At 70.5% G+C, this 24,155-nt stretch carries 29 protein-coding genes, 3 tRNA genes and 1 pseudogene; 18 read left to right on the plus strand and 15 right to left on the minus strand.

Features of this window, described 5'->3' with window-relative positions; translation table 11 throughout:
- Positions 1-137 precede the first annotated feature (137 nt).
- Positions 138-1,265 carry a site-specific integrase gene (locus VIG79_RS11340; RefSeq protein ID WP_331885639.1) on the plus strand — a complete coding sequence of 376 codons (1,128 nt, stop codon included), beginning with the start codon at positions 138-140 and terminating at the stop codon, positions 1,263-1,265.
- A gap of 91 nt (positions 1,266-1,356) precedes the next feature.
- Here the strand turns inward: VIG79_RS11340 and VIG79_RS11345 are convergent.
- From VIG79_RS11345 to VIG79_RS11355, 3 genes are all read right to left on the minus strand, one after another.
- Positions 1,357-1,433, minus strand: a tRNA-Phe gene (locus VIG79_RS11345).
- A 97-nt stretch (positions 1,434-1,530) separates the two neighbouring features.
- Complete coding sequence (locus tag VIG79_RS11350) at positions 1,531-1,998, minus strand: PPOX class F420-dependent oxidoreductase (protein ID WP_331885641.1); 468 nt, start codon at positions 1,996-1,998, stop codon at positions 1,531-1,533.
- Positions 1,999-2,003: 5 nt separating this feature from the next.
- Positions 2,004-2,834 (minus strand): SDR family oxidoreductase, encoded by an 831-nt coding sequence (locus VIG79_RS11355; RefSeq protein ID WP_331885643.1) that lies wholly within the window; start codon positions 2,832-2,834, stop codon positions 2,004-2,006.
- A gap of 55 nt (positions 2,835-2,889) precedes the next feature.
- On the opposite strand from VIG79_RS11355, the gene VIG79_RS11360 reads away from it, so the two are divergent.
- The 4 genes from VIG79_RS11360 to VIG79_RS11375 are packed head-to-tail and all read left to right on the plus strand — an operon-like array spanning position 2,890 to position 4,713.
- Positions 2,890-3,744, plus strand: coding sequence for a 3-hydroxybutyryl-CoA dehydrogenase (locus tag VIG79_RS11360; protein WP_331885645.1), 855 nt, complete (start codon positions 2,890-2,892; stop codon positions 3,742-3,744).
- A 37-nt stretch (positions 3,745-3,781) separates the two neighbouring features.
- On the plus strand, positions 3,782-4,177 hold the full coding sequence (locus VIG79_RS11365) for a PPOX class F420-dependent oxidoreductase (RefSeq protein ID WP_331885647.1): 396 nt from the start codon (positions 3,782-3,784) through the stop codon (positions 4,175-4,177).
- A gap of 33 nt (positions 4,178-4,210) precedes the next feature.
- Positions 4,211-4,501: a metal-sensitive transcriptional regulator gene (locus VIG79_RS11370; protein ID WP_331885649.1), complete on the plus strand. Its 291-nt coding sequence runs from the start codon at positions 4,211-4,213 to the stop codon at positions 4,499-4,501.
- Entirely contained in the window at positions 4,498-4,713 is a 216-nt protein-coding gene (locus VIG79_RS11375; protein ID WP_331885651.1) for a heavy-metal-associated domain-containing protein, read from the plus strand. Before VIG79_RS11370 ends, VIG79_RS11375 begins: the two co-directional genes overlap by 4 nt.
- A gap of 15 nt (positions 4,714-4,728) precedes the next feature.
- Here the strand turns inward: VIG79_RS11375 and VIG79_RS11380 are convergent, their stop codons facing one another.
- The 3 genes from VIG79_RS11380 to VIG79_RS11390 are packed head-to-tail and all read right to left on the minus strand — an operon-like array spanning position 4,729 to position 7,090.
- A complete protein-coding gene (locus VIG79_RS11380) occupies positions 4,729-5,301 on the minus strand; it encodes an NYN domain-containing protein (protein ID WP_331885653.1) in 573 nt (190 codons plus the stop codon).
- 55 nt (positions 5,302-5,356) lie between these two features.
- Complete coding sequence (locus VIG79_RS11385) at positions 5,357-6,112, minus strand: ABC transporter permease (protein WP_331885655.1); 756 nt, start codon at positions 6,110-6,112, stop codon at positions 5,357-5,359.
- 21 nt (positions 6,113-6,133) lie between these two features.
- The gene (locus VIG79_RS11390; protein WP_331885657.1) at positions 6,134-7,090 is read right to left on the minus strand and encodes an ATP-binding cassette domain-containing protein; all 957 of its coding nucleotides are present in this window, start codon (positions 7,088-7,090) and stop codon (positions 6,134-6,136) included.
- Positions 7,091-7,242: 152 nt separating this feature from the next.
- On the opposite strand from VIG79_RS11390, the gene VIG79_RS11395 reads away from it, so the two are divergent.
- On the plus strand, positions 7,243-7,602 hold the full coding sequence (locus tag VIG79_RS11395; protein ID WP_331885659.1) for a YidH family protein: 360 nt from the start codon (positions 7,243-7,245) through the stop codon (positions 7,600-7,602).
- A gap of 7 nt (positions 7,603-7,609) precedes the next feature.
- Entirely contained in the window at positions 7,610-7,930 is a 321-nt protein-coding gene (locus VIG79_RS11400; RefSeq protein ID WP_331885661.1) for a DUF202 domain-containing protein, read from the plus strand.
- Between the two features lie 8 nt (positions 7,931-7,938).
- Here VIG79_RS11400 and VIG79_RS11405 read toward each other — a convergent pair.
- From VIG79_RS11405 to VIG79_RS11430, 6 genes are all read right to left on the minus strand, one after another.
- Positions 7,939-8,012: transfer RNA gene (locus VIG79_RS11405), tRNA-Asp, on the minus strand.
- Between the two features lie 20 nt (positions 8,013-8,032).
- Positions 8,033-8,105, minus strand: a tRNA-Glu gene (locus VIG79_RS11410).
- Positions 8,106-8,173: 68 nt separating this feature from the next.
- A complete protein-coding gene (locus VIG79_RS11415; RefSeq protein WP_331885663.1) occupies positions 8,174-9,226 on the minus strand; it encodes a PHP domain-containing protein in 1,053 nt (350 codons plus the stop codon).
- A gap of 13 nt (positions 9,227-9,239) precedes the next feature.
- Positions 9,240-10,019 (minus strand): hypothetical protein, encoded by a 780-nt coding sequence (locus VIG79_RS11420; RefSeq protein WP_331885665.1) that lies wholly within the window; start codon positions 10,017-10,019, stop codon positions 9,240-9,242.
- Positions 10,016-10,546: a SigE family RNA polymerase sigma factor gene (locus VIG79_RS11425; protein WP_331885667.1), complete on the minus strand. Its 531-nt coding sequence runs from the start codon at positions 10,544-10,546 to the stop codon at positions 10,016-10,018. The genes VIG79_RS11420 and VIG79_RS11425 overlap by 4 nt, the downstream gene beginning before the upstream one ends.
- A gap of 107 nt (positions 10,547-10,653) precedes the next feature.
- Positions 10,654-11,265, minus strand: a complete 612-nt coding sequence (locus VIG79_RS11430; RefSeq protein WP_331885669.1) for a hypothetical protein — start codon at positions 11,263-11,265, stop codon at positions 10,654-10,656.
- 241 nt (positions 11,266-11,506) lie between these two features.
- Here VIG79_RS11430 and VIG79_RS11435 point away from each other — a divergent pair, with 241 nt between their 5' ends.
- The 4 genes from VIG79_RS11435 (at position 11,507) to VIG79_RS11450 (ending at position 13,925) form a co-directional block, all read left to right on the plus strand.
- On the plus strand, positions 11,507-12,136 hold the full coding sequence (locus tag VIG79_RS11435) for a TMEM165/GDT1 family protein (protein ID WP_331885671.1): 630 nt from the start codon (positions 11,507-11,509) through the stop codon (positions 12,134-12,136).
- A gap of 147 nt (positions 12,137-12,283) precedes the next feature.
- A complete protein-coding gene (locus VIG79_RS11440) occupies positions 12,284-12,877 on the plus strand; it encodes a molybdopterin-dependent oxidoreductase (protein ID WP_331885673.1) in 594 nt (197 codons plus the stop codon).
- A complete protein-coding gene (locus tag VIG79_RS11445) occupies positions 12,874-13,653 on the plus strand; it encodes an FAD-binding oxidoreductase (RefSeq protein ID WP_331885675.1) in 780 nt (259 codons plus the stop codon). Before VIG79_RS11440 ends, VIG79_RS11445 begins: the two co-directional genes overlap by 4 nt.
- Positions 13,653-13,925: a DUF6510 family protein gene (locus VIG79_RS11450; protein ID WP_331885677.1), complete on the plus strand. Its 273-nt coding sequence runs from the start codon at positions 13,653-13,655 to the stop codon at positions 13,923-13,925. The genes VIG79_RS11445 and VIG79_RS11450 overlap by 1 nt, the downstream gene beginning before the upstream one ends.
- 3 nt (positions 13,926-13,928) lie before the next feature.
- Here VIG79_RS11450 and VIG79_RS11455 read toward each other — a convergent pair whose 3' ends face one another.
- The gene (locus VIG79_RS11455; protein ID WP_331885679.1) at positions 13,929-14,495 is read right to left on the minus strand and encodes an ester cyclase; all 567 of its coding nucleotides are present in this window, start codon (positions 14,493-14,495) and stop codon (positions 13,929-13,931) included.
- 353 nt (positions 14,496-14,848) lie between these two features.
- Here VIG79_RS11455 and VIG79_RS11460 point away from each other — a divergent pair, with 353 nt between their 5' ends.
- Genes VIG79_RS11460 through VIG79_RS11485 form a run of 6 tightly spaced genes read left to right on the plus strand, consistent with a single transcriptional unit; the run spans position 14,849 to position 22,569 of the window.
- The gene (locus VIG79_RS11460; protein ID WP_331885681.1) at positions 14,849-15,238 is read left to right on the plus strand and encodes a hypothetical protein; all 390 of its coding nucleotides are present in this window, start codon (positions 14,849-14,851) and stop codon (positions 15,236-15,238) included.
- 19 nt (positions 15,239-15,257) lie between these two features.
- The gene (locus VIG79_RS11465) at positions 15,258-16,478 is read left to right on the plus strand and encodes an acyl-CoA dehydrogenase family protein (RefSeq protein ID WP_331885683.1); all 1,221 of its coding nucleotides are present in this window, start codon (positions 15,258-15,260) and stop codon (positions 16,476-16,478) included.
- Between the two features lie 35 nt (positions 16,479-16,513).
- Complete coding sequence (locus tag VIG79_RS11470; protein WP_331885685.1) at positions 16,514-17,455, plus strand: hypothetical protein; 942 nt, start codon at positions 16,514-16,516, stop codon at positions 17,453-17,455.
- The gene (locus tag VIG79_RS11475; protein WP_331885687.1) at positions 17,445-19,115 is read left to right on the plus strand and encodes a substrate-binding domain-containing protein; all 1,671 of its coding nucleotides are present in this window, start codon (positions 17,445-17,447) and stop codon (positions 19,113-19,115) included. The genes VIG79_RS11470 and VIG79_RS11475 overlap by 11 nt, the downstream gene beginning before the upstream one ends.
- 48 nt (positions 19,116-19,163) lie before the next feature.
- Positions 19,164-20,081 (plus strand): HesA/MoeB/ThiF family protein, encoded by a 918-nt coding sequence (locus tag VIG79_RS11480; protein WP_331885689.1) that lies wholly within the window; start codon positions 19,164-19,166, stop codon positions 20,079-20,081.
- Positions 20,074-22,569 (plus strand): MMPL family transporter, encoded by a 2,496-nt coding sequence (locus VIG79_RS11485; protein ID WP_331885691.1) that lies wholly within the window; start codon positions 20,074-20,076, stop codon positions 22,567-22,569. Before VIG79_RS11480 ends, VIG79_RS11485 begins: the two co-directional genes overlap by 8 nt.
- A gap of 87 nt (positions 22,570-22,656) precedes the next feature.
- Here the strand turns inward: VIG79_RS11485 and VIG79_RS11490 are convergent, their stop codons facing one another.
- Positions 22,657-23,208, minus strand: a complete 552-nt coding sequence (locus VIG79_RS11490; protein ID WP_331885693.1) for a hypothetical protein — start codon at positions 23,206-23,208, stop codon at positions 22,657-22,659.
- An 11-nt stretch (positions 23,209-23,219) separates the two neighbouring features.
- Positions 23,220-23,840 carry a TetR/AcrR family transcriptional regulator gene (locus VIG79_RS11495; RefSeq protein WP_331885695.1) on the minus strand — a complete coding sequence of 207 codons (621 nt, stop codon included), beginning with the start codon at positions 23,838-23,840 and terminating at the stop codon, positions 23,220-23,222.
- A gap of 120 nt (positions 23,841-23,960) precedes the next feature.
- Between VIG79_RS11495 and VIG79_RS11500 the strand changes: the two are divergent.
- Positions 23,961-24,155, plus strand: a pseudogene (locus VIG79_RS11500) (hypothetical protein); the annotation flags it as partial.

The raw sequence follows: 24,155 nt of genomic DNA on the forward strand, positions 1-24,155 counted from the left end.
GTTCTCGGCGTCGCCAGGTCAACTATTTATGACCTCATGCGCATGCGGCTCTTGGTCTCTGTCAAGATCGGCCGTCGTCGACTCGTCCCCGTCAGGGCCTGCCGGGACCTGGTCGAGCGGATGATGGCCGAATCGGCATGAGCCGGCGTTCGAACGGCGAAGGAAGCATCTGGCGCCGGAAGGACGGCCGCTGGGTGGGTGCCACATATGCGTTGACCAACACCGGCGGCCGAAAGCGGGTCCACTTGTACGGGAGGACTCGGGCTGAGGTTCGCGAGAAGCTGGCGCAACTGGAGCACGAGCTGGGGCGGGGCGTCCGTATTCCGGTCGAGAACTGGACGGTGGGCGAGTACCTCAATCACTGGCTCGCAACGGTCGTGAAGCCGAACCTGGCGCCAAAGACGCACCAGGGTTACGAGCTGATCGTCCGAAGGCACATTATCCCGGCGATCGGGAGCAAGAAGCTACGGACTCTAGCGGTCATCGACGTCAGGAATCTCGTACAACTCCTCCAGCAGCAAGGGTTGGGTCGACGAAGCGTTCAGTACACGCACGCCGTGCTCCGGGCCGGCTTACAGAACGCCATGCGCGACGAGCTGGTGATGCGCAACGTTGCGAAGCTGGTTCGCATCCCCGCTCCTCAGTACGAGGTAGGACTTGGCTTGTCCGTCGACCGGGCGCGCCTCCTTCTCACCTCGTCGAAATCTGACCGACTGCATGCGTTGTACGTGGTCGCCGTCTACCTGGGTCTTCGTCGAGCCGAGCTGGTCGGCCTTCGTTGGGAGGACATCGACCTGAGCCTCGGCGTGCTGTCGGTTAATCACACGCTGCAGCGTGTTGACGGAGAGCTGCGGCTGCTGCCGCCGAAGACAAGGACGTCCAAGAGGTCGGTCCCACTGCCCGCTCCCGTGGTCGACGCGCTTCGACAGCATCAGGTCCGGCAAGCCAAGGAGCGTTTGAGGGCAGGTCCGAACTGGGTCGACTCCGGGATGGTCTTCACATCGGGGATCGGAACCCCGCTCGATCCGGACAACCTAAGCCGCAGCTGGTACGCGGTGCGAAGCGTCCTGGATGAGCCGCTACCGCGCTTCCATGATCTGCGGCACACCTGCGTGTCATTGCTGTTGGCGGAGGGAGTACCTCCGCACATCGTTCAGCAGATTGCAGGGCACAGCACCATCGGCGTGACGATGACCATCTACGCGCACGCGTCCCTTGATGAGAAGCGAGCCGCGATGCAGCGCCTGGGGGAGCGGCTCGGATGAAGACGCTCGCCCGTTGCTGTCAACTATTGCTGTCAACCTCCGTCGAGCCTTCGGGTCGGGCCGCCGCGCAGGCCTGTGACCTGGGGTTTTCTGGTGGCCAGGGGCGGGGTCGAACCGCCGACCTTCCGATTTTCAGTCGGACGCTCGTACCAACTGAGCTACCTGGCCGGGCCTGCCCGAGGTGGCGAGACCTCGGACAGACGAGTGCCGGATCGCTCCGGCGGGCGTCACTATACCGAGCAGCCCAGCCGAAGCCCGAATCCGATCAGCCGTCCGCCAACCGAGCAGGAAAGCCGCCCGTCGCGATCGGACCCCACCGCGTAGGCGTCACACGTAGCAGGCATTTGCCCTGTGCCACCATCGCCGCCCGGTACTCGTCCCAGTCCGGATGCTCGCCCGAGATCGACCGGTAGTAGTCGACCAGCGGCTCCACCGCCTCGGGCAGGTCAATAACCTCGCATTGACCGTCGACCTGCACCCACGCCCCGCCGAAGTCGTCGCTGAGCACGAGCACCGACACCTCAACAGCCCGCCGCACGTTGGCGACCTTCGCTCGGTCCGGGTAGCTCGAGATGACGATCCGACCCCCGTCGTCAACGCCGGCCGTTACCGGGGAGGTCTGGATCCCCCCAGAGGCCCGATGCGTCACCAGCACCATGTGGTGCCGGGGCCGAACAAACTCCAGCAGTCCGTCTAGGGAGACCCGAGTAGTGGTGGCGACGGTGCGCGGCATGCCACTTATCCTTGCGCCAGCTTGGCGACGTCGTCCCACTGCTCCCACGTCTCGATTCGCCGGGCGTAGTCGGCCTTGGCGATGTCGATCGGGGTGGTCCCGAAGAAGACGCGCAGCGGCGGCTCCGAAGCGTCCACGATTCGCAGCAGCGCGGCCGCCGACGCCTTCGGGTCACCAGGCCCGCCCGACCCCGCCCGCGCCTTGCGCTCGCGGTCCATGGTCTCGCGCGCCTCCGCATACGCGGGCAGCGACTCGGAGCGCTTCGAGGACGGTCCGGCCCAGTCGGTGGCGAACCCACCCGGCTCGACCAGCGTGACCTTCACTCCAAAGCCGGCCACCTCCGCCGCGAGCGCCTGGCTGAAGCCCTCGAGCGCCCACTTGGACGCGTGGTACGCCCCGATGCCCGGGAACGCCGAGATCCCGCCGATCGACGACACCTGGATGATGTGGCCCGACCCCTGCGCGCGCAGGATCGGCAGCGCCGCCTGGGCGACCCAGAGCGCCCCGAAGAGGTTGGTCTCCATCTGGGCCCGGATCTCGTCCTCGGTCAGCTCCTCGACGAACCCGAAGTGCCCGTAGCCGGCGTTGTTGACGACGACGTCGAGCTGCCCGAAGGTGCGGTGCGCGGCCTCGACCGCCGCGAAGTCCGCCTCCCGGTCGGTGACGTCGAGCTGGAGCGGCAGGATCGCCTCGCCGTACTTCTCCACCAGGTCGTCCAACGCCGAGATGTCGCGGGCCGTGGCGGCCACCCGGTCGCCGCGGTCGAGCGCGGCCTCGGTCCACTCGCGGCCGAAGCCGCGGGACGTGCCGGTGATGAACCATGTCTTCTGCGTCATGGTGGCGGCAACCACCAACCCGGGACCGGGCATTCCCGCCGCCTAGGATCCCCGGGTGAGTATCGAGCGAGTAGGCGTGGTCGGTTGTGGGCTCATGGGTGCGGGCATCGCCGAGGTATGCGCGCGTGCCGGGCTCGATGTCACGGTCGTGGAGTCCAGCGACGACGCGGCCGACGCCGGCCGCCAACGACTCACCAGATCCCTGACCAGAGCCCAGGAGCGCGGCAAGCTCGGCAACGCCCAGGAGGTCCTCGGCCGGATCGCCGTCGGCACCGAGATGGCCGCCCTCCACGACCGCGAGCTCGTCGTCGAGGCCATCGTCGAGAACGAAGCCGCCAAGATCGAACTCTTCAAGAAGCTCGACGAGATCGTCACGACCCCAGGCGCGATCCTCGCCTCCAACACCTCGTCCATCCCGATCATGAAGCTCGCCGTCGCCACCAAGCGCCCGAGCCACGTCCTCGGCATCCACTTCTTCAACCCCGTGCCGGTGCTCTCGCTCGTCGAGCTCGTCCCCAGCCTCCTCACCGCGCCGGAGAGCACCCAAAGGGCGAGGGCCTTTGTCACCGACCAGCTCGACAAGCACCCGATCGAGTCGCAGGACCGCGCCGGCTTCATCGTCAATGCGCTGCTGATCCCCTTCATCCTCAGTGCGATTCGCATGTTGGAGTCCGGCTTCGCCACCGCCGACGACATCGACGCCGGTCTCGTCCGAGGCGCCGCGCATCCGCAGGGACCGCTCGCCCTGGCCGACCTCATCGGGCTCGACACCACCAAGGCCGTCGCCGAGTCGCTCTACGAGGAGTTCAAGGAGCCCCTGTATGCGGCCCCGCCCCTCCTCAGCCGGATGGTCGACGCCGGGCTGCTCGGCCGCAAGACCGGCCGCGGCTTCTACAGCTACGACCGCTGAACGCGCGGCGCCCAGCCGCGCACCGCATGATGACGACGTGAGCATCCCCCAGGACATCCTCGACCTCCTCCGCGCCCCCAGCCTCTGCTTCGTCACCACGCTGATGAAGGACGGGGCGCCGCAGACCACCGAGACGTGGGTCGACACCGACGGCGAGCACGTCGTCATCAACACCGTCGACGGCTTTCAGAAGGTGCGCAACGTCTCCCGCGACCCGCGGGTCACCGTCGTCGTCTGCGACCCGAAGCGGCCGACCCGCTACGCCGAGATCCGTGGCGACGTGATCCGGATGACCACCGAGGGCGGCGCCGACCACATCGACCAGCTCTCCCACAAGTACACCGGCCGGCCGTACCAGCCCTACGGCGACCGCCCCCAGACCCGGGTGATCCTCACCATCTCCGCGGAGAAGACCCGCGTCATGGGTCGCTGAGGACGCATACCCCCTGGGGGTACACTGGAACGCGTGACCGAACAGCACGGGTACCACGACAACAAGGCCGCCCACCTCAAGCGGCTGCGCCGCATCGAGGGCCAGATCCGCGGCCTCCAGCGGATGGTCGAGGACGACAAGTACTGCATCGACATCCTCACCCAGGTGTCCGCCGCCACCAAGGCGCTGCAGTCGTTCTCCCTCGAGCTCCTCGACGAGCACCTCGAGCACTGCGTCGTCGACGCGGCGCGACGGGGCGGCCCCGAGGCCGACGAGAAGGTCCGCGAGGCCTCCGAGGCGATCGCCCGGCTGGTCCGGTCATGACCACCCATACCTACACCGTCGCCGGCATGACCTGCGACCACTGCGTCCGCGCGGTCACCGAGGAGCTGCGCTCCTTGGACGGCGTGACGCAGGTCAGCGTGGACCTCCACCCCGGCGGCGCCTCCCACGTCACCGTGGACGCCGAGCGCGAGGTCGCCGAGGCCGAGGTGGCCGGCGCGCTTGACGAGGCCGGCGCATACGCCCTGGTCTGACGAGGGCCGAATGCCTCAGAGGTAGCGGCGCGGGTCGAACTCGTCCAGCGGGATGATCCGGATCCGGGGGAGCACGGCGGTGAACGCGCCCACCTCGTCCTCGAGGTCATAGAACGCCATCCCCTGGTCCCGCAGCCCCGCCAGCTCGAGACTGACGAACTCGCGCAACCCGAGCACCCCGACCCGCCGCCCGGCGCCGAGCAGCCGCCTCAGGTGAGGGACGAAGTCGGCGTCGTGGCTGGCCAGCAGGACGTCACCCCGACCGGCGTCGAGGATCGCGTCGAGCGTCCGTTGGATGCCGATGTCGACGACCTTCTCGTTCCGGTCGCCCGAACCGGCCAGCGGGATCGGCTGGTAGCGCAGCGCCATCAGCGCCTGCACGAAGGGCAGCGGCAGCTGGCCCGTCGTCGCGTTGAGGAAGAACAGCGGTCGAACCGGCTGCCCCCAGACCGCAGCGCTGAAGTCGCGGACGCGCTCCCACCGTGGCCGCTCCTCGGGCTGCGGGCGGTGACCGAGGACCTGGATGCCCAGCGTCGCGTCGATGTTCTCGCCGTCGACGAGCAGGTAAGTGGGGACCTCGTCGCTCACGAGAGACACTCTGGCGTACGCGTGGGCACTCCGGTAGCGCGTCCTCGACCGTGCCTTACGCGTTCTCCTTGCGGAACGTAGACGTCCCCCACCACAGGGCGCCGGTGAACAGCACCAGCGTCCACGCGATCCCCCAGAGCATCGCGCTCGACGCGAATGTCCCGTCGAACGACCCGCGGACCGCGTCGACGACCCACCGGGTCGGCATGAAGTCGCTGGCGCGGATCAGCCAGGCCGGGCCGAGCGTCATCGGCAGCAGGATCCCGGACAGCAGCAGTACCGGCATCATCACCATGTTGATGACCGGCGCCATGACGTCCTCGCTCTTCGTCGACAGGGCCAGCGCGTTGGAGGCGGCGGCGCAGGCCGCACCGAGGAGCAGGGTGAGGCTGATCCCGAGGACGACCCCGCGCCACGACGCCCTCATGCCCAGCACGTAGCCCAGCCCGATGAGGATGAGCGCCTGGACGAACAGCTGCGTGACGTCGCGCATCAGCCGCCCGACCAGGAGTGCGGTCCGGCTCGCCGGGGTGACCCGCTCCGCCTCGATGACCCCGTCCCGCCACTCCGCGATGAGGCTGAACCCGGCGAAGAACGCGCCGAAGATGCCCAGCTGCACCAGCAACCCGGGAACGAAGAACGTGTAGGCGTTGTCGGCGCCGAACTGGTCGGCCAGCGGCTTGAGCAGCGGTCCGAACAGGAACAGGTAGAGCACCGGCTGGAGCATGCCGATGATCACCCATGCGGGGTTGCGCAGGTTCATCCGCATCTGCCGGCGGAAGACGATGTAGCTCTCGCGAAGGAAGGTCACCACAACTCCTGGGTATGCGGGTCAGCCGTCGCGCAGCGAGCGGCCGGTGACGGTGAGGAAGACGTCGTCGAGCGTGGGGCGGCGGACCTCGATGGAGGTGAGGGTGATGCCGGCCTGGTCGAGGTCGCGCAGCAGTCCTGGGATGACGACCCCGGCCCGCTGGACGCGGCCGCGGACGTGCTGGTCGTCGACCTCCACGTCGCTCGCGACGGTCCCCAAGCGCTCCGCCGCCGGCGCGACGTGGGCCGCATCGGCGACCTCGAGGTCGACGAGGTCGCCGGAGACCTGCGCCTTGAGGTTGTCGGGGGTGTCGCTGGCGACGATCTTGCCGTGGTCGATGACGACGATGCGGTCGCTGAGATGGTCGGCCTCGTCGAGGTAGTGCGTGGTGAGCAGGACGGTGGCGCCGCGTCGGTCGCGCAGGTCGGCGATGTGGCTCCAGAGGTTCGCGCGGGCCTGGGGGTCCAGCCCGGTGGTCGGCTCGTCGAGGAACACCAGGCTCGGCTCGTGGATGAGGCCCATGGCGATGTCGAGCCGGCGCCGCTGGCCGCCGGACATCGACTTCGGCTGCCGGTCCCACAGGCCGTCCAGCTCGAGCTGGTCGAACAGCTCGTGCCCGCGTCGACGGGCGTCCTGCGAGGTCATCCCGTAGAGCATCCCGTGGTCGGTCACCTCGTCGCCGGCCCGCGCGGTGCCGCCGGTGGAGCCGCTCTGCGACACGTAGCCGATGCTCCGGCGGACCTGCTCAGCCTCGCGGACGACGTCGTAGCCGGCCACCATCGCGGTACCCGCCGTCGGCCGCAGCAGGGTCGTGAGCATCCGCAGCGTCGTCGTCTTGCCGGCGCCGTTCGGGCCGAGGAAGCCGACCACCTCGCCCTCGGCCACGTCGAGGTCGACGTCGTCGACGGCGCGGACCTCCGTCTTCGTCCGCCCCTGCTTCGTCTCGAAGGTCTGGACCAGCCCGCGGGCGTGGATCACCGTCGTTCTCCGTTTCGTCGTAAGCGTGTGGGTGCGCCGCCCTCGCACCGCTCCCCTCTGAGACTTCTCCGCCGGGCAGAACTCATCGTCGCTCACGCCGCCGACAGGGCCGACCGATATCCGCGAGCGCGCGACCCGGCATACTCGCCACCGTGGCGAAGCGGTGGCCCGGCTGGGTCTACGACGACGGCGACGAACCCGACCCTCGGTTCTCGTTCGCCAACGAGCGGACGTTCCTGGCCTGGATCCGTACCGCGCTGGGTCTGCTCGCGACCGGCGTGGCCCTACAGGCGCTGCCCGTCGACATCGAGCCCACCCCCCGCAAGTGGCTCGCCGTCCTGTTCATCGTCCTGGGTCTGTTCACCGCTGCCGTGGGCTGGTCGCGCTGGGCCCGGTCGGAGCGCGCGATGCGGCGCAACGAGCAGCTGCCCGGCTCCGCGATGACCGCCGTCCTCGTCGGCGGCGTCGCCGTCGCCGGGCTGGTCCTGCTGTTCGTCACCGGGCTGCGCTGAGCGGCTCATGACCGCCACGCCGCGCGACCCCGGCCTCCAGCCGGAGCGCACCGCGCTCGCCTGGCAGCGGTCCGCGCTGGCGCTGGCGGTGGCCACGATCGTCGTCGGCCGGCTCACCTTCAGCGCGGTCGGTCCGGCCGCCCTGCTGGTCGTCGCCCTCGGGCTGGGGCAAGCCGCGGTGATCTTCGCGACGGCGCACCGGCACTACCGGATGCGGACCGGCGCCCAGCCGGCGAGGCGCTGGCCGACGGCCGTCCACGCGGCCCTGCTCAGCCTCCAGGTGGCCGCCCTCAGCGTGCTGGAGCTGCTGGATGTGCTTCGCTCCTGACATGCGAGCGACCCCGACCGGGCTCGAACCGGCGACCTCCGCCGTGACAGGGCGGCGCGCTAACCAACTGCGCTACGGGGCCTAGAAACTACTGGTGCTGCGTATCCCCAACGGGATTCGAACCCGTGCTGCCGCCGTGAAAGGGCGGAGTCCTAGGCCGCTAGACGATGGGGACCCGGATCCGTCGAAGACGTCCGAAAGCATAGGCGATGCCTACCGGGCGGCCAAATCGCCAGGCCCGGCTCAGGACCGCACGGAAGCCCACTCCAGGACCCGCTCGACCGGCCAGGTCGTGACGATCCGCTCGGCTGGTATGCCGAGGCGTTCGGCGCGCTCGCAGCCCAGCGCCTTGAAGTCCAGCTGGCCCGGGGCGTGGGCGTCGGAGTCGATGGTGAACGTGCAGCCGATGTCGCGGGCCACCTCGATGAGGTCGTCCGGCGGGTCCTGGCGTTCGGGCCGCGAGTTGATCTCGACCGCGGTGTTGCCCTCCAGGCACGCCTCGAACACGGCCTTGGCGTCGAAGTCGGACTGCGGGCGCGTCCCACGGCTGCCCATGACCATCCGGCCCGTGCAGTGGCCGAGGACGTTCACCCGCGGGTTGAGAACCGCCTTGACCATCCGCCGGGTCATCGGCGCCTCGTTCATCCGCAGCTTGGAGTGCACCGAGGCCGTGACGATGTCCAGCCGGCCGAGCATCTCCTCGGTCTGGTCGAGGTCGCCCTCGTCGAGGATGTCGACCTCGATCCCCTTGAGCAGCCGGAACCGGTCGCCCAGGGATTTGTTGATCCCGTCGACGATGGTCAGCTGTTTCTTGAGCCGCTCGGCGGAGAGCCCGTTGGCCACCGTCAGCCGCGGCGAGTGGTCGGTGAGGGTCGTCCACTCCTGCCCGAGCTCGACCGCCGTGAGCACCATCTCCTCGATCGGCGAGCCGCCGTCGCTCCAGTCGGAGTGCATGTGCAGGTCACCGCGCAACGCCGCATACAGCCCCTCGCCCCCGCGGGTCAGCGGCGCGGACTCCTTCTCCTGCAACGACTTGAGGTATGCGGGGAGCTCGCCCATCGCGGCCTGCGCGATCACCGCGGCGGTCGAGTCCCCGACGCCGGGCAGGTCCTTGAGCGACTTGCTCTCGGCGCGCTGGCGGAGCTCGTCGTCAGAGAGGGGCGCGATGGTCTTGACCGCCTTGCGGAACGCCTCGACGCGGTAGGTACCGGCGCGCGAGCGTTCGAGGAGGAAGGCGATCCGGCGGAGCGCCTCGACCGGCGTGACAGGGGCCGTCAGTGGCTGGACCAGAAACACGCCGGTCAGTCTGTCAGCCCCCGCTGACGAGGTTCACCGCGTCGCCGTAGCTCGTCAGCTGGTCGAGCGTCGCGGCTGGGGCGCCCGGCGGCACGCGGACCGCGACCCGTCCGTTCGCGTCACAGCCGAGGACCGTGAGCGGCACATCCTGCGGGTGGAGCTGCGGATCGGCCGCCAGCTTGGCCCACGTCTGCGTGCACGCGCCCAGCGAGTACGCCGACACCTCGGTGGTCACCTCCGGACCGTTCGGGAACGCCGAGCGGACCAGGTCGATCGCCGCCGGGTCGGGCCGGGTCAGGTGCAGGACGACCCGGCCGGACGGTGCGACGGACGGGTCGAACGTCAGCGAGGTGAACACCGCGTCGTACGGCGGCGCGGACAGCGTGGTCCGCAGCCGGGCGACGGTGGTGCGGAGCGAGTCGGGGACGCTGTCCAGGGACGAACCGTCCGGAGCGGCCCCGGCGTCCGGCGCCTTGAGCTGGCGAGCGTCACCGTCGGTGGCCGCCTCGGGAGCCGACGGTGCCGAGCCCGCGCCGGCCACCGCGCTCCCGGAGCTGCTCCCACCGGTGACCGTGCCGAGGCGTCCCAACGACGGGATGGCGACGGCGCCGATGGCGATGGCCGCTGCGGCGCCGACCAGCCCACGGGTCCACGCCTGGCGTCGCTTCAGCCGCTCACGTCCGGCTCGCAGCGCGCGGAACTCGAAGTCCGGGTCCGGCGGCTCCACGGTGTCCATCTCGTGCAGCTGCTCGCGCAGGAGCTCCTCGAGGCTACGGTCCGTGCCTCCGGTCATGACGTCACTTCCTTGTCACTGCTGTCGCCGCGGTTCGTCTGCTGGGGTTCGGGCTCGTCGAGCCGGACCCGCATGGTCGCCAGGCCCCGCGACAGCTGGCTCTTGACGGTCCCTTCCGGGATGCCCAGCTCCTCGGCGATCTGGGGGACGCTGAGGTCCTGGTAGAAGCGCAGGACGAGAACGGCCCGCTGCTTGGTCGGCAGCTCCCGCAGCAGCGCCGAGAGCGTCACCGTGAGCGCCGTGTCCTGGTCGTCGGTCGGATGCTCGGGGAGCTGCTCGAAGTGCACCTCGCGGCGCCACTTCCGTTTCTCGTTGAGGTACGTGCGCAGCATGGTCGTGCGCGTGTAGCTCTCCACCGCCTGGCTCGCGGCGATCCGCGGCCACGCGACATACACCTTGGCCAGCGACTCCTGCACGAGGTCGTCGCCGGCGGACCAGTCACCGCAGAGCAGGTATGCGGTGCGCCGCAACGCGAGCGAGCGCGCCCGGACGAACTCCATGAAGTCCGCATCTCGCGAACCCGCCATCCGTCACCGCCCCTCGAGCCGTCACACGAACCGTCCCCACAGGCATACGCCATGGGCAGGACCACTGTCCCGACAGTGAGACACGCGGCGGGGGTGGAACCGTTCCGTCAGGACGCCTGGACCGGCCCGACGGTCTGGTCGCCGATCTTGGCGAAGCAGATCTCGGGGCCGCGGCCGGCCGACGACAGCGACACGTTGCCCGGACCGGCGGATTTCCGGTCGACCTGACCACCCGCGCTGAGCACGACGTCGACCTTGGCGCTGGTGGCGAAGCTCAGCTTGGCGGTCACCCGCTTGCCGTCGTTCTTGGAGCACTGGAGGTTCACGTTGGAGACGGTCGGGCCGGCGGGAGCGGGAGGTGGTGGCGGAGGCGGCGCCGCCTGCGTGGTCGCCGGGGCGCTCGGCTGGTCGGCGGTCTGGCCAGCGACCGGCGACGTCATGGTGGGCTGCTCCGGCGGGGGGAGGCTGAACGTCGTCGTCGGGGTCCACGAGGCGATGGTCGGCGGCGGTGGGGCCTCGGTGGTCTGGCTGGGGGCGGGCGCCGCGGTAGCGGAGGTCGTCGACGTCGTCGCGGCGGTCGGGCTCACCGCCAGGGCGGGGCCGGACATGTTGCTGAACAGCCAGTAGAGCAGCCCCACCATCGTGACCGCGGCTACCGCCACGCCGATGGCGAGGGCGATGTTGCGACGGGTCTCGTGTACGTCGCCGTCATAGCTCATCGGTGAGTGTCCATCTTCAGTGCTCGGGTCCTTGTCGCGTGGTCCCCCCGCGGCTGATCCAGCGCCCAAGAATAGGTGAACTCCGGGCCGCTGCCCGACAAACACCCCTCGAACTGTCGGCAGATTTACGCCTGTTTGAGGCGATTGACCCGCGTATGCGTGGCCGCCCGCCTCCCGGGGGGTAGCCACGAGCCCGGCGTGAGAGAGGTCACTGCAGACGCCCAATTAGGCTGGCTGCGCCATGGACCTCGCCCTCGCCGCCACCGTCTTCGTGACGATCTTCGTGGTCGAGCTCCCGGACAAGACGTTCATCGCGACGCTGGTCCTCGCCACTCGATACCGGCCGCTGCTCGTCTGGATCGGGGTGGCCGCCGCGTTCCTCGTGCAGACCGTCGTCGCGGTGCTGTTCGGCGGTCTCATCAGCCGGCTGCCAGAGACGCCCGTGCACATCGCGGTGGCCGTGCTGTTCCTTATCGCCGGCATCCTGCTCATCCGCGGCGCTGGGAAGGCGGACTCGGAGGAGGCGGCGGTCGAGGAGGAGTTCGCCGCGAAGGCCGCCGCGGACGCTCCTGGATGGCACGCGGTATCAACGAGCTTCCTCGTCCTCTTCCTCGCCGAGTGGGGCGACCTGAGCCAGCTGGCGACCGCGGGGTTCGTCGCCCGCGGGGGCCAGCCGCTCAGCGTCGCGATCGGCGCGTTCCTGGCCCTCGCCCTGGTCTCCGCGCTCGGAGCGGTCATCGGCCGCGCGCTGCTGAAACGGTTGCGGCTGGCCGTGATCCGCCGGATCGGCGGCGGCATCTGCCTGTTCTTCGCGTTCCTCCTGACGCTGGACCTGCTCGGAGTCTCCGTTCCGTCCTGGCTGCCGGTCTAGTTCACCCCACGAGGTTCTCCCCACGACGTTCGCCGCTTCGCGTCGATCCGTCGCGGGGGCCCCACGCTTCGCTCCGATACCTCGAGGGGGCCCCACTAGCCCCGCCGTTCCGGCGTCGATACGCTCCCGCTCAGGGAGGAGGCCGCGATGTCCTTCATCACCAGAGGCTTCACCGGGCGGTCGCGTGACCACGACCCTCGGCTGCCACCCGGACAGACCCGCGTCGAGGACTGGCCGGTGCTGTCTGCCGGTCCAACGCCGGCCGTTGACCCGGCGGAGTGGACGTTCACCATCAGCACCGAGGACGGCCAGGTCCACCGCTGGGACTGGGACTCGTTCCACGCCCTCGGGCTCGAGGACGTCGAGACCGACATCCACTGCGTGACCCACTGGTCCAAGCTCGCGATGCCGTGGCGGGGCGTCTCGCTGGACCGGCTGTTCGCCGACGTCGAGACCTCCCAGGACTTCGTCATGGCGCACAGCTACGGCGGCTACACGACGAACGTCCCGCTCGACGAGCTTCTGGACGGGCAGGCCTGGGTCGCGGTCGAGGCGGAGGGCGAGCCGCTCTCGCCGGAGCACGGCGGACCGGCCCGGCTGCTGGTGCCGCACCTCTACTTCTGGAAGAGCGCGAAGTGGGTGCGCGGGCTGGTGATGATGCCCGACGACGACCCGGGGTTCTGGGAGCAGTCCGGCTACCACCTGCACGGCGACCCGTGGCTGGAGGAGCGGTACTGGTGATCGTCCGACGCGCGGCGACCCGCCCGGCTCCGGTGCGCGCCGCGTGGCATACCGGCACGGTGACGGCGGCGGCCGCCGAGACGGACTCCGCGCGACGGATCGTCCTGGACGTGTCCACCTGGCCGGGCAACGACGCCGGCCAGCACCTCGACGTGCGGCTCACGGCTCCGGACGGGTACCAGGCGACCCGCTCTTACTCGCTCGCGTCCTCCGGTCCGGCGGCGTCGGTCGAGCTGGTGGTGGCCGAGGTCCCCGACGGCGAGGTGTCGCCGTTCCTGGTCCACGACCTGCGGGTCGGCGACGCCGTCGAGATCCACGGGCCGCTCGGGGCGTTCTTCGTGTGGCGGCCTCCGTCGGACTCGGACGACCGCGCCGGTACGCGCTCCGTCCAGCTCGTCGCCGGTGGCTCCGGCGTCGTGCCGTTGCTGGCCATCGCGCGGTCGCACGTGACGGCCGGCGATGCGACCCCGATGCGCCTCCTCTACTCGGTGCGCACGCCCGCGGACGTGTTCTACGCGGACGAGCTGGCCGCGGCCGCGGCGTCCGGGGCCATCTCGCTCGACCTCGTCTACACCCGCTCGGCCCCACCGGGGTGGGCCGACCCGCCGGGGCGACTCACGCATACCGGCGTCGAGGCCCGCGTGGTCCCGGCGGCCGAGGACCCGCTCGTGTTCGTCTGCGGCCCAACGGGATTCGTGGAGACGGTGGCGCAAGTCCTCGTCGACCTCGGACACCGGCCGGGCTCGATCCGTACCGAACGATTCGGAGGCACCTGATGACTCACCTCGACGGCAACATGCTGGCCGGCACGTTCGCGGAGGTCTTCACGTTCGACGTGACGACCGCGACCGCCCGGTGCGCCGGCTGCGGCTCGGTGGCCCAGCTGGCGACGGCGATGGTCTACGTCAGCGACGCTGGCAGTGTGGTGCGGTGCTCCGGGTGCGACGCCGTGCTCGCGACGGTGGTTCAGGGCGACGGCCGGATGTGGTTCGGGCTGCCCGGGATCACCGCGGTCGAGGTGCGGACGCCGCCGGTCGGCGACGTCTAGCGCTCAGCGCGACCGGCGCCGGATGACCCGGCTGACCAGCCCGAGGACGACCCGGCCCGGCAGCTTGTACGCGGCGGACGGCTCCGGGAAGTAGCCCATCTGCCGCATTGCCGTGGCCACGTCGAAGTAGAAGTGGTCCTCCTTCATCTTCCCGTCGCGGAGCTCGAGCAGGCTCATCACCCTCAGCTCGACGGAGCGACCGGTCGCCGGCAGCCCGAACATCGGGCCCAAGTGGGTGCCACGAAGGATGTACTCCTCGGTGACGTACTTGCCGCGCGGCACGCGCAGGGTGATCTCGAGCGTGATGTCCGGCAGGGCGACGAAGAGCCGGTCGAGGAAGGCCTTGACGGCCTCCTTGCCGTCGTAGACCTCGTCCATGGCGACGTTGCGCCACACGATGTCGTCGGCGTAGTGCTCGAGCAGCGACGGGACGTCACGGGTGCTCCACAGCGGTGCGACCGTGGCGATGGTGGCGAGGTTGTCCGCCTCGTGGGGGAGCAGCTCGGTGGACGTTCCCCAGTCCGAGGGGGCGATCTCGGTGGTGGTGGCGGGCATGGTCGAGATGGACATGCGCGGGACTCCTAGGGATGGTGGGGGCGCGGCAGGGGCCAAGGCGCCTCGACCGCATGGAGCCGTCGAGGGGCTGCCCAGATACGCGCCGTTGGCCCACGACCACTCGGCTTGACGCTCAGTCGGCCGACTTGACGCCCCGTGTATGCCGCGTCAAGCCGCCCGACTCAGCGTCAAGCCGAATGGGGGCAAGCCGAGCGGGGGCAAGCCGAGCGGGGGCAGTCGGCGCGCGCATACCGGCCCTGCTGCGAACCCGGACGTATCACCGGTCGCGGCGTGGCCTCCCAACCGACGTCCACCACACCCCCGTCGCCCCATCGGTGGCCGACGAGACATGACCAGGAGACACCCCTGTGCCTGCTTTCTCCAGCAAGGAACAAGCCGCTTCCGTCTTCACCACGCTCTTCGAGATCCTCCTCGAGGACGATCGTTTCTCCACCACCGTCCGCAACGAGAACCTGACGGTGCTGTTCAAGCACTCCGACCCGGAGATGACGGTCTACCTCGACGCCGACGGCGTCTACGTCGACGAGGTCCCGAACGCCCCGGCCATCACCATCCAGATGTCGTGCACCTCGGCCGACGCCCTGTGGTCCGGCCGGCTGCTCATGCCGATCGCCCTCGCCACCCGCAAGATCAAGATCAGCGGCAGCGTCGCCAAGGTCATCGAGTTCGTGCCCATGCTCCAGCCCGCGTTCGACCGGTACCCGCAGATCGCGGCCGACGCCGGCGTCAACGCCTGAGCGGGCCGGGGCCACGACGATGACCGCCACCCTCGACGCCACCCTTGACATCCCGACTCTCACCACCATCCCGCCGGACGTCGCGGCCCTCCAGCAGGAGGTCCGCCGCTGGTGCCAGGAGCGCGTCGCCCCCGTGGTCCGCGCGCTCGACGCGGCCGACGCCGACGACTTCGACTGGGACCTCATCCAGGAGGGCCACGACCTCGGCCTGACCCGCTTGGTCGTTCCGAAGCAGTTCGGCGGCCTGGGCTACGGCGAGTTCGGCGTGGCCATCGCGCTCGAGGAGCTCGCCGCCGTCGACGCTGGCCTGGCGCTGGTCTTCGGCGCCACGATGCTCGGCCAGGCGCCGGTGCTGCTCTCCGGCGACCCGCGGCTGCAGGCCCGGTTCCTTCCGTTGTTCAGCGGAGACGAGGCCGTCCTCGCCTGCAACGCCATCACCGAGGACAAGGCCGGCTGCGACCTGCTCATCCCGGAGAACGCCGAGTATGCGGTCGACGTCATGCGGGCGCGCCGCGAGGGCGACCACTACGTCCTCAACGGCGACAAGAAGTTCATCACCAACGGCAAGGTCGCCAGGTACGGCACGGTCTTCGCGAACATCGAGGGCCACGAGGGCGCGACGATGCTCACCTGCTTCGTCGTCCCGCTGGACACGCCCGGCATCACCCGCGGCGAGATCGCCGACAAGATGGGCTACCGCACCTGCCTCGGCACCGAGCTGCACTTCGACAATGTCATCGTCCCGGCCGAGAACGTCGCCGGCGGCGAGGGCGGCGGCGTCTACATCAACGTCCAGCAGATGAACATGGCCCGCGCGGCCGTCGCGGCGATCGCCACCGGTGTGGCTCGCGGGGCGCTCGAGCAGGCCGTTGAGTTCGCGGGCGAGCGCATCCAGGGCGGCAAGGTGCTCTGGCAGCACCAGTTCACCGCCCGCAAGCTCGCGGAGATGGCCGCCAAGGTCGAGGCGAGCCGGATGCTCTACCTGCGCGCCGCCTACATGGCCGACACCCAGATCCCGGCCCCCGTCTTCGAGACCGCCGCGGCGAAGCTCTTCGCCGACCGGGTCGCCATCGAGGTCTGCACCGAGGCCATGAGCGTCATGGGCGCTCGCGGCTACCTGCGTGACCACGGCATGGAGAAGCGGCTTCGGGACGCGCTCGGCTCACGTATCTACGAGGGCACCCCGGAAGTCCTTGCTCTTGCGATCACCGAGTCGCTGTACGAGACCGACGACTTCTAGACCCCCTGCCACCCCGCCGAAGAAGGAACCGTCCAATGTGCACGACCGCCCCTGAGGATGTCGCCGCGGACCCGGCCTCGAAGTACGCGGCCGACGTGGTCTCGCTCAACCGGGACCTCAGCTTCCGCAACCTCGCGAACCTCGCCCAGCAGGACCCCGCGAGGGTCACGCACTACGCGGAGCGGGGAGACGGTCTCGTCACCCTCGCCGTGAAGACCCGCCACCTGCCGCACCGGTACCTCATCGGGCTGCAGGGGTTCCGGCTCGCGCAGTACCTCCAGCTCGGCTGGGCGTGCTCCGACGTGGCGTACCGACAGGCGATCTTCTGCGAACCGCTCGGGGTGACCCACGCCGACGACGAGCACATCATCACGATGAGCCCGTCCGGCCGGATCCTCGGGTACGTCAGCCTGGCCACGAACGGGGACGGCGAGTCAAGGGACCTCTTCGACCCCGAGCGGGCCGCCTTCCCGGTCGAGGAGGCGCACGCGATCAACATCTTCGACCGCGTCGCGCCCCTCGCCGGGGTCGGCACCCACGAGGTGCGCGAGCTCAAGCGGTTCGTCCACTCGCGGACCCTGACCGACCGGACGCAGCGGCTGCGGGTGACCCTCGAGCTGCTGCACGGCCTCGGTCAGGCGGTCGTCGCGTCGTCGCCCGCCGTCCGCACGCTCATCGGCGACGTCGAGGAGCAGGTGGCCCTGCGGCACCTGCTCATGGCGGGCCTCGAGGTGCAGCTGGTCGAGGGCACCACCCCGCAGCTGACCGACCGCGACCTGCTCCGGCACGCGTACACCGAGCGGGCCAGCGTCAAGCCGTTCGTCTCGCACCTGCCCGACGCGGGCTTCGCGGCGCAGCAGGCGACGATGCTGGCAGAGACGCTCGACTCGCCGGACCTGTTCCAGGCCACTACCGACATGTCCGCCTCCCGCCCGGGCCGGCTCTCCCGCGTGGAGGGCGAGCGTCGTGCCGCGTGAGGCCCGGACCGGGCGCACCGCGGCGATCATCGCCGCCGTCGTCGCGGTCGTCGCCCTCGGCGTCTCCGGTGGGCTCTACCTCGCCAGCCGCAACACGACTCCTGCTGACTGCGCGTCCGGGCGTACCGCCCTGCGCGTGACCGCGTCGCCGGACATCGCTCCCGTCGTCGCGACGGTCGCCCAGCGGATGTCCGCCGAGTCGCAGGTATGCGTCGACGTCACGGTCACGGCCGACGCACCGGCCGCGGTCCTCGCCCAGCTCCAGACCGGCTCCATCCAGCCGCCGGACGTCTGGATCCCGAACTCCACCCTGTGGCTGACGCGGGCCAAGGACGACAAGGTCGCCACCGCGACCGACGCGCCGGCGATCGCCACCAGCCCGCTGGTGCTCGCGGTCTCGGCCGCCGAGGCGTCCGTGCTCAACGCGAAGACCCGCCCGACCGTCGCGGACCTCGTCAGCGCAGCCTCTGCGACGCCGCCGGCCACCGTCGAGATCGCCTCCGAGCGGCTCGCTCCCGAGCGCGTGGGCGCCATCCTCGCCCTGCGCGACGCCACCTCCACCCGACCCGACGGTCGTGGCGCGCTCACCGCCCTGCTGCGCAGCGCCACCGTCGGTACCGAGGCCACCGGTGCGGCGAAGGCCGCCTCCGGCTCCGCGGCCCCGGCCGCAGCGGCGACCGCGCCGGTCGACCACGGCGCCCGCCCGATGTCGGAGCAGGCCGTCTGGGCCGCGAACTCCGGCACCGCTGCGCCGCAGCTGGTCGCCATCTACCCGAGCCAGGCCTCGTACAACTACCCGTACGCGGTGCTCACCGCCGTACCGTCGGCCCAGGCGGCGGCGGGTACGCTCCTGGACCGGCTGACGCTGCCCAGCTCGCAGCAGGCGCTGCGCTCGGCCGGCTTCCGCGACGCTGCGGGCGGCCCCGGGTTCGACCTGACCAGCACCCGCGGCGTCGACGGCGACCAGGCCAGCAAGGCCAGCCGGCTCGACGCCACCTCGCTCACCGACGCCGAGAAGACGCTCGCCGCGGTCCGCCTGGACGCCAAGCTGACCACTGTCATCGACGTCTCCGGGTCCATGGCCTGGGGCATCGACGGCAAGGGCAGCCCAGGTCCGTCCCGGATGGACATCGCCCGCCAGTCGGCCGTCGCCGGCCTCGCGCTCTACCCCGCCTCGACCCAGGTCGACCTGTGGGCGTTCTCGGAGAAGCTCGACGGCGACAAGCCTTACAAGGTCGTCGTCCCGACCGTCTCCCTCGACGACGCCGGGAAGCAGAAGCTCCTCGCCGGAGTCTCGACCCTGCAGCCGACCGGCGGGACCGGTCTTTACACGACCACCATCGCCGCGGTCCGCGCCGCCCAGGCGTCCTACGCCCAGGGCCGGGTCAACGCGGTCGTCATCCTCTCGGACGGCGGCGACAGCGAGAACGGCCAGTCGCTCGACCAGGTCGTCGCGACCCTCAAGGCCGAGGCGAAACCGGACCGGCCGGTCCCGGTGATCACCATCGCCTTCGGGCCGGACGCCGATCGGGCCGCCCTCAACGCCATCAGCTCCGCCACCGGCGGCGCGGCCTACCGGGCGACCAGCCCCGACCAGATCCACGCCGTGTTCCTCGACGCGGTCGGCCAGCGCGCCTGCCGCCCGGACTGCGCCTCCTGAGCTCGACCTCGCATACCCCTCGTTCCCCTCCTCCCCCTGGAGAGCCTGATGACCACCGTCGCCACTAGCCACGTCACGCCGGAGGCGTTCTACGCCGACCTCACCACCCGCAACCGCGGCTTCGTCTCCGACGAGGCGCAGGACCGCCTGGGGCAGCTCACCGTCCTCGTCGCCGGGTGCGGCTCCACCGGCGGCGCGGCCGTCGAACCCTTGGTACGCCTGGGAGTTCAGCACTTCCTGCTGGCCGAGCCCGGAGCGTACGAGCTGAACAACCTCAACCGGCAGAGTGCCTTCGTCGACGAGATCGGCGAGAACAAGGCCGTCGTCCACGCCCGGCGGATCGCCGGGGTGAACCCGCACGCGACCGCCCACGTCGACACGACAGGCATCACGGCCGAGAACGCCCTGGACCTCGTCGGCCGCTGCCACGTCGTCGTCGACGGCGTCGACGTCACCGAGCCGGCCGGCTGGGTCGCGAAGTTCCTGCTCCACGAGGCCGCTGCGCAGGTGGGCCGTCCGGTGATCTCGGGTTACGACATGGCCGGCGCGCAGTACATCCGGTTCTACGACTACCGCCCGGGCAGCGAGCCGTTCGACGGACGCATCGACCGCGCCGGGCTCGACGAGTCGATCGCGACCGACGCCACCTGGGAGCTGCTCCGCAAGGTGGTCCCGATGCGGGTCGTGCCCGTGGAGATGCTCGAGTCGGCCCGGGCGATGCTCGCGTCCGGTGAGGAGGGTTTGCCGCAGCTGGTCTACACCAGCCTCCTGTTCGGTGCGGCGGCGTCCAGGATGGTCGTCTCCGTGAGCTCGGGGACCCGGGTGCGCAAGCACACGCTCATCAGCGTCGACCGTGCCGTGAGCACCGCGCGCGGTCGCTGGAGTGCTGCGCTGCGCAAGCCCGTCGTCGCGGTGCTGGCGCTGCGGGACCTGGCCGCGAGCCGGGAGGCGTCGCCGCATGGCTGACCACTCTCGACTCGACCGCGCGATGGGCCGAGTGGTGTCGACGCTCGGCCGCCTGCGTTGGCCGGTCGTCGGGCTGTGGATCGTCCTCCTCGCCGTCGCGGGCGTCGTCGGAGGACCGCTGCCGACACTGCTGTCCGGTGGCGGCTGGAACGTCCCGGGCTCCGAGAGCGACACCGTCAACATCGCCCTGCGGCACGGCTTCGTCGCCCGCGGCGAGACCAACATCACCGTGGTCGTCCACGACCAGTGGTACGCGAGCAACCAGCCCGGCTTCGAGAAGCGGGCCGCCCGGATCATCGACGAGGTGGCCGCCACCAAGGAGCTCGAGGTCACCAGCCGGTTGGGGTATGCGTCGACGACCGGCCCCGTGCGCGCGGAGTTCGTCGGGCAGGACGGCTCCACCTCCCTCGAGGTCTTGGGCCTCGGCGCCGACGACGGCATGGCGCGCCAGTTCCTGCCACGCCTCCAGCACGACCTGGCGGCGGAGTATGCGCCGGAGGGGCTCGACGTCTCGCTGGTCGGGTCGGCCTCGTTCTGGGGCGAGGTCAACGCGCTCAGCGAGTCCGGCCTGGCGCACGCGGAGATGCTGACCCTGCCGCTGATCCTCCTCGTCCTGCTGGCGCTCTACGGCGGCCTCGTCGCCGCGTTGGTGTCGCTGTCGGTCGGCGTCACGTCGATCCTCGGCAGCTTCGCGGTCCTCGCGGTCATCGCCCGACAGACCGAGCTGTCGTTGTTCGTCCAGAACACCGCCACCATGCTCGGTCTCGGCGTCGGCGTGGACTACTCGCTGTTCCTCATCTCGCGATTCAAGGAGGAGCTGGCCAAGGGCCGGACCGTCGACGAGGCGCTCGCGGTCACGCTCAAGACCAGCGGCGAGACGGTGATCTTCTCGGGGATCACCATCATCGCCGCGATGAGCACGCTGTTCCTCGTGCCGCTCGGCGTCATCACCTCGATCGCGCTCGGCGCGGTCATCGTCGTGGCGTTCTCGATCATCACCTCGGTGCTGCTGCTACCGGTCCTGCTGCGGATCCTCGGCCACAAGATCAACGCCGGGAGGGTCCCGTGGCGCGGTCGGCGGCCGGCGGTGCCGGGCGCACCCCGGCGTGGAGTGCGCTGGGACCTCATCGCCGAGCGCGTGATGAAGTACCCGCTCGTCTTCCTCGGCGCCGCCCTGGTCCTTCTGGTCGGTGTCGCGCTGCCGGCCAAGGACCTCACGACGTTCACGCCGGACGCCGGGATCGTGCCCACGTCCTCGCCGATCCGACAGGGCTTCGACCGGATGCAGTCCGAGTTCGGCACCGGGTCGACGTCGCCGATCAACGTGCTGGTGACGTCGTCGACGCCGCTGGACACCCCCGAGGCGTCGGCGGCCGTGGTGAAGCTCGAGCAGCACCTCTCCGACCTCGCATCCGTGGACCGGGTCGACTCTGCCGTGCCTGCACTGAAGGGCGTCTCGCCCACCGCGCCCCTGGCCGCCCTGCAACCGGCGGTTCGGGACCAGTTGCCGCCGGACGTCAAGGCGCTCGTCGGTCACTACGTCTCGGACGACGCCCACCGGCTGGTCCTCGACGTCGTGGCCACCGGCCGCGCGTCGGACCAGAGCACCCGCGACCTGCTCGCGGACACCCAGGAGGCGGCGGCGAGCGCCGGCATACCCGGGGCCACCGTGCAGGTCGGCGGCGAGACCGCCGAGGGCGTGGCCAGCAACACGCTGATCTCCGACAACCTGCCGCGCGTCATCGGCGTGATGCTCGTGGTCATCTACCTGCTGCTGCTCTTCACGTTCCGGTCGGTCCTGTTGCCGCTCAAGGCGATCCTCATGAACCTGCTGTCGGTCGGGGCGACCTTCGGGATCCTCGTCCTGGTCTTCCAGAAGGGCTTGGGCTCGTCGCTGCTCGGCGTGGAGGGCCCGGCCGACATCCAGAACTTCATCCCGATCCTGTTGCTGGCGCTGCTGTTCAGCCTCAGCACCGACTACGAGGTGTTCCTCCTCGGACGGGTGCGCGAGGAGTTCGTCAAGACCGGCGACAACACCCAGAGCGTGGCCCGCGGTGTCGCGAGCACGGCGCCGCTGATCTCCGGTGCGGCACTGCTCATGGTCGTGGTGTTCGGCGGGTTCGCCTTCGCCGGGATCCTGCCGATGAAGCAGCTGGGCTTCGGGATGGCGGTCGCGATCGCCATCGACGCCACGCTGGTGCGGCTGGTCATCGTGCCCGCGTCGATGCGGCTGCTCGGCCGGTGGAACTGGTGGATGCCCGGCCGCGGGATCCCGGGTCCCCAGGCCGCCCAGCCGGTGGTGGTCGTCCCGGTGGTCCCGGTCGTCCCGGTGGCTCCCGTTGCGCCCGTGGCGCCGGAGCCCGTCGCCGACGCGTTCGGCGTGTCCGTGGAGAGCCCGGAGCCGGTCCGTGTGCTCACCGAGGAGGACCTGTCCGCCGAGTGGGTCATGGAGGTCTCCGAGCTGCGGACCGTCCGGAGCCGGCGATAGGGCCCAGCCGCTCCGAGAGCAGCTCACCCGGAGGGAAACTGCCCCTATGACGGCAACTTCCCTCCGCCTGAGCGCTCTGGCCCACCCCTAGGCGGGCGGCCCGGCCAGCCGCTCGCGCAGGCCGGCCGCCATCCCCGCGATGGTGAGCGCGTCCATCGCCTCGCCGGCGGTGTAGGCCAGCCATCGGCGGCGGACCGGCGCCAGCCGCAACCGGAGCCGCACCCGCGTCCGCCCCGGGCCGGACTCGCTGAGGACGATGGCCCAGCTGAGGTCCGTCCGACCCCGTCGGGACCGGTAGACCAGCGTGTGCGGCGGGTCCACCGTCACCGCCTCGAACGTCTCGTGGGGTCCGCCGTAGTCCGGGATGACGTCGCCGGGTCTCATGTCCTGCCAACGGATCTCGACCGTACGCGTCGCGCGCCGGCTCCGGGGGAGGAGTCGTTCGAGGCGATGTGGCAGGTACCACCCGGCTCGTTGCTTGCCCAGCTGGACCAGCCACGGCCAGACCGCCGCGGGTGACGACGACACCGTGAAGCCGCGGTCCATCACCACGTCCGCGTCGGGGACGACGTCGTCCCCGGGCAACGGGGTCCCGATCTCGTCCGGGGTCGGTCGCACGGCGGCGAGCCACCCCGGCACCGCGGCGAGCCTCACGGGGTGCTGGCGGCCGGCATACCCAAGGCCGTGAGCGCTCTCAGGGCGGTGGTGTAGCTCTCCCGGTCCACGTCGCCCATGATCAGCCGCTGGATGAGGTAGCCCATGACGAGCGACAGCAGCGTCTTGGCCACCTCGTCGGCGTCGGCGTCGGGCGGCATCCGGCCATGCTCCTGGGCGCGTCGCGCGACCGCAGCGAGGTAGCCGCGCATCCTGGCGTAGGCGCCCTGGGCCACGTCGAGGATGTCGGGGTTGCGCAGGGCCTCGCCCCACGCCTGCACCGCGACGCGGGTGAGGTCGACCCCTTGGCGAGCACTGACGGCGTCGACGATGCCGAGGGCGGCGGAGACCGCCTCGACGGGGTCGTCGACGCCCTCGTCGAGGATCTGCTCGAAGGCGGCCGCCGCGGTGGTGAGGACCCGCTCCTCGACGATCGCCCTGATCAGCGCTTCCTTGCTGGGGAAGTACCGGTAGACGGCACCGGCCGACAGACCGGTCGCCGCGATGACCTCGGCCATCCCGGTCGAGTGGAAGCCGCCCTCCGCGAACCGCGTCATCGCCGCTTCGATGATCTGCTCGCGGCGGGCCGCGAGATGGGCGTCGGTGACCTTGGGCACGGGGTGACTGTACCAAGGCGAACGTTCGTTCTTGACAAGGACGGGCGGGGCGGAGCATGCTGTGGCGTACAAAACGAACGATCATTCACCTATCGCCGCAGAACGTCCGATGGAGATCCCATGAACGCCCCCCGTCCCACTCCGGACCGCGCCGCGTGGACCCACGTCCTTGCCGTCTCCGTGGGGCTCACCGCCCTGCTCGGCCTGCTCGTCGTGGCCTTCGCGTGGCCGGCGACGCAGCTCGCGCCCCGCTCCCTGCCGGTCGTCGTGGCCGGGCCGGCCGAGGCCACTGCGCAGGTCACGGCCGCACTCGAC

The sequence above is a fragment of the Lapillicoccus sp. genome (assembly GCF_036559105.1).
Classification (GTDB): domain Bacteria; phylum Actinomycetota; class Actinomycetes; order Actinomycetales; family Dermatophilaceae; genus Lapillicoccus.

Bases quoted from the DNA above. Each gene is read 5' to 3' on its own strand.
- VIG79_RS11485 (WP_331885691.1), top strand. From the start codon at position 20,074: ATGGCTGACCACTCTCGACTCGACCGCGCGATGGGCCGAGTGGTGTCG.
- VIG79_RS11430 (WP_331885669.1), bottom strand. From the start codon at position 11,265: ATGAGCTATGACGGCGACGTACACGAGACCCGTCGCAACATCGCCCTC.
- VIG79_RS11480 (WP_331885689.1), top strand. From the start codon at position 19,164: ATGACCACCGTCGCCACTAGCCACGTCACGCCGGAGGCGTTCTACGCC.
- VIG79_RS11420 (WP_331885665.1), bottom strand. From the start codon at position 10,019: ATGACCGGAGGCACGGACCGTAGCCTCGAGGAGCTCCTGCGCGAGCAG.
- VIG79_RS11435 (WP_331885671.1), top strand. From the start codon at position 11,507: ATGGACCTCGCCCTCGCCGCCACCGTCTTCGTGACGATCTTCGTGGTC.
- VIG79_RS11440 (WP_331885673.1), top strand. From the start codon at position 12,284: ATGTCCTTCATCACCAGAGGCTTCACCGGGCGGTCGCGTGACCACGAC.
- VIG79_RS11465 (WP_331885683.1), top strand. From the start codon at position 15,258: ATGACCGCCACCCTCGACGCCACCCTTGACATCCCGACTCTCACCACC.
- VIG79_RS11470 (WP_331885685.1), top strand. From the start codon at position 16,514: ATGTGCACGACCGCCCCTGAGGATGTCGCCGCGGACCCGGCCTCGAAG.
- VIG79_RS11425 (WP_331885667.1), bottom strand. From the start codon at position 10,546: ATGGCGGGTTCGCGAGATGCGGACTTCATGGAGTTCGTCCGGGCGCGC.
- VIG79_RS11340 (WP_331885639.1), top strand. From the start codon at position 138: ATGAGCCGGCGTTCGAACGGCGAAGGAAGCATCTGGCGCCGGAAGGAC.
- VIG79_RS11375 (WP_331885651.1), top strand. From the start codon at position 4,498: ATGACCACCCATACCTACACCGTCGCCGGCATGACCTGCGACCACTGC.
- VIG79_RS11400 (WP_331885661.1), top strand. From the start codon at position 7,610: ATGACCGCCACGCCGCGCGACCCCGGCCTCCAGCCGGAGCGCACCGCG.
- VIG79_RS11455 (WP_331885679.1), bottom strand. From the start codon at position 14,495: ATGTCCATCTCGACCATGCCCGCCACCACCACCGAGATCGCCCCCTCG.
- VIG79_RS11350 (WP_331885641.1), bottom strand. From the start codon at position 1,998: ATGCCGCGCACCGTCGCCACCACTACTCGGGTCTCCCTAGACGGACTG.
- VIG79_RS11450 (WP_331885677.1), top strand. From the start codon at position 13,653: ATGACTCACCTCGACGGCAACATGCTGGCCGGCACGTTCGCGGAGGTC.
- VIG79_RS11355 (WP_331885643.1), bottom strand. From the start codon at position 2,834: ATGACGCAGAAGACATGGTTCATCACCGGCACGTCCCGCGGCTTCGGC.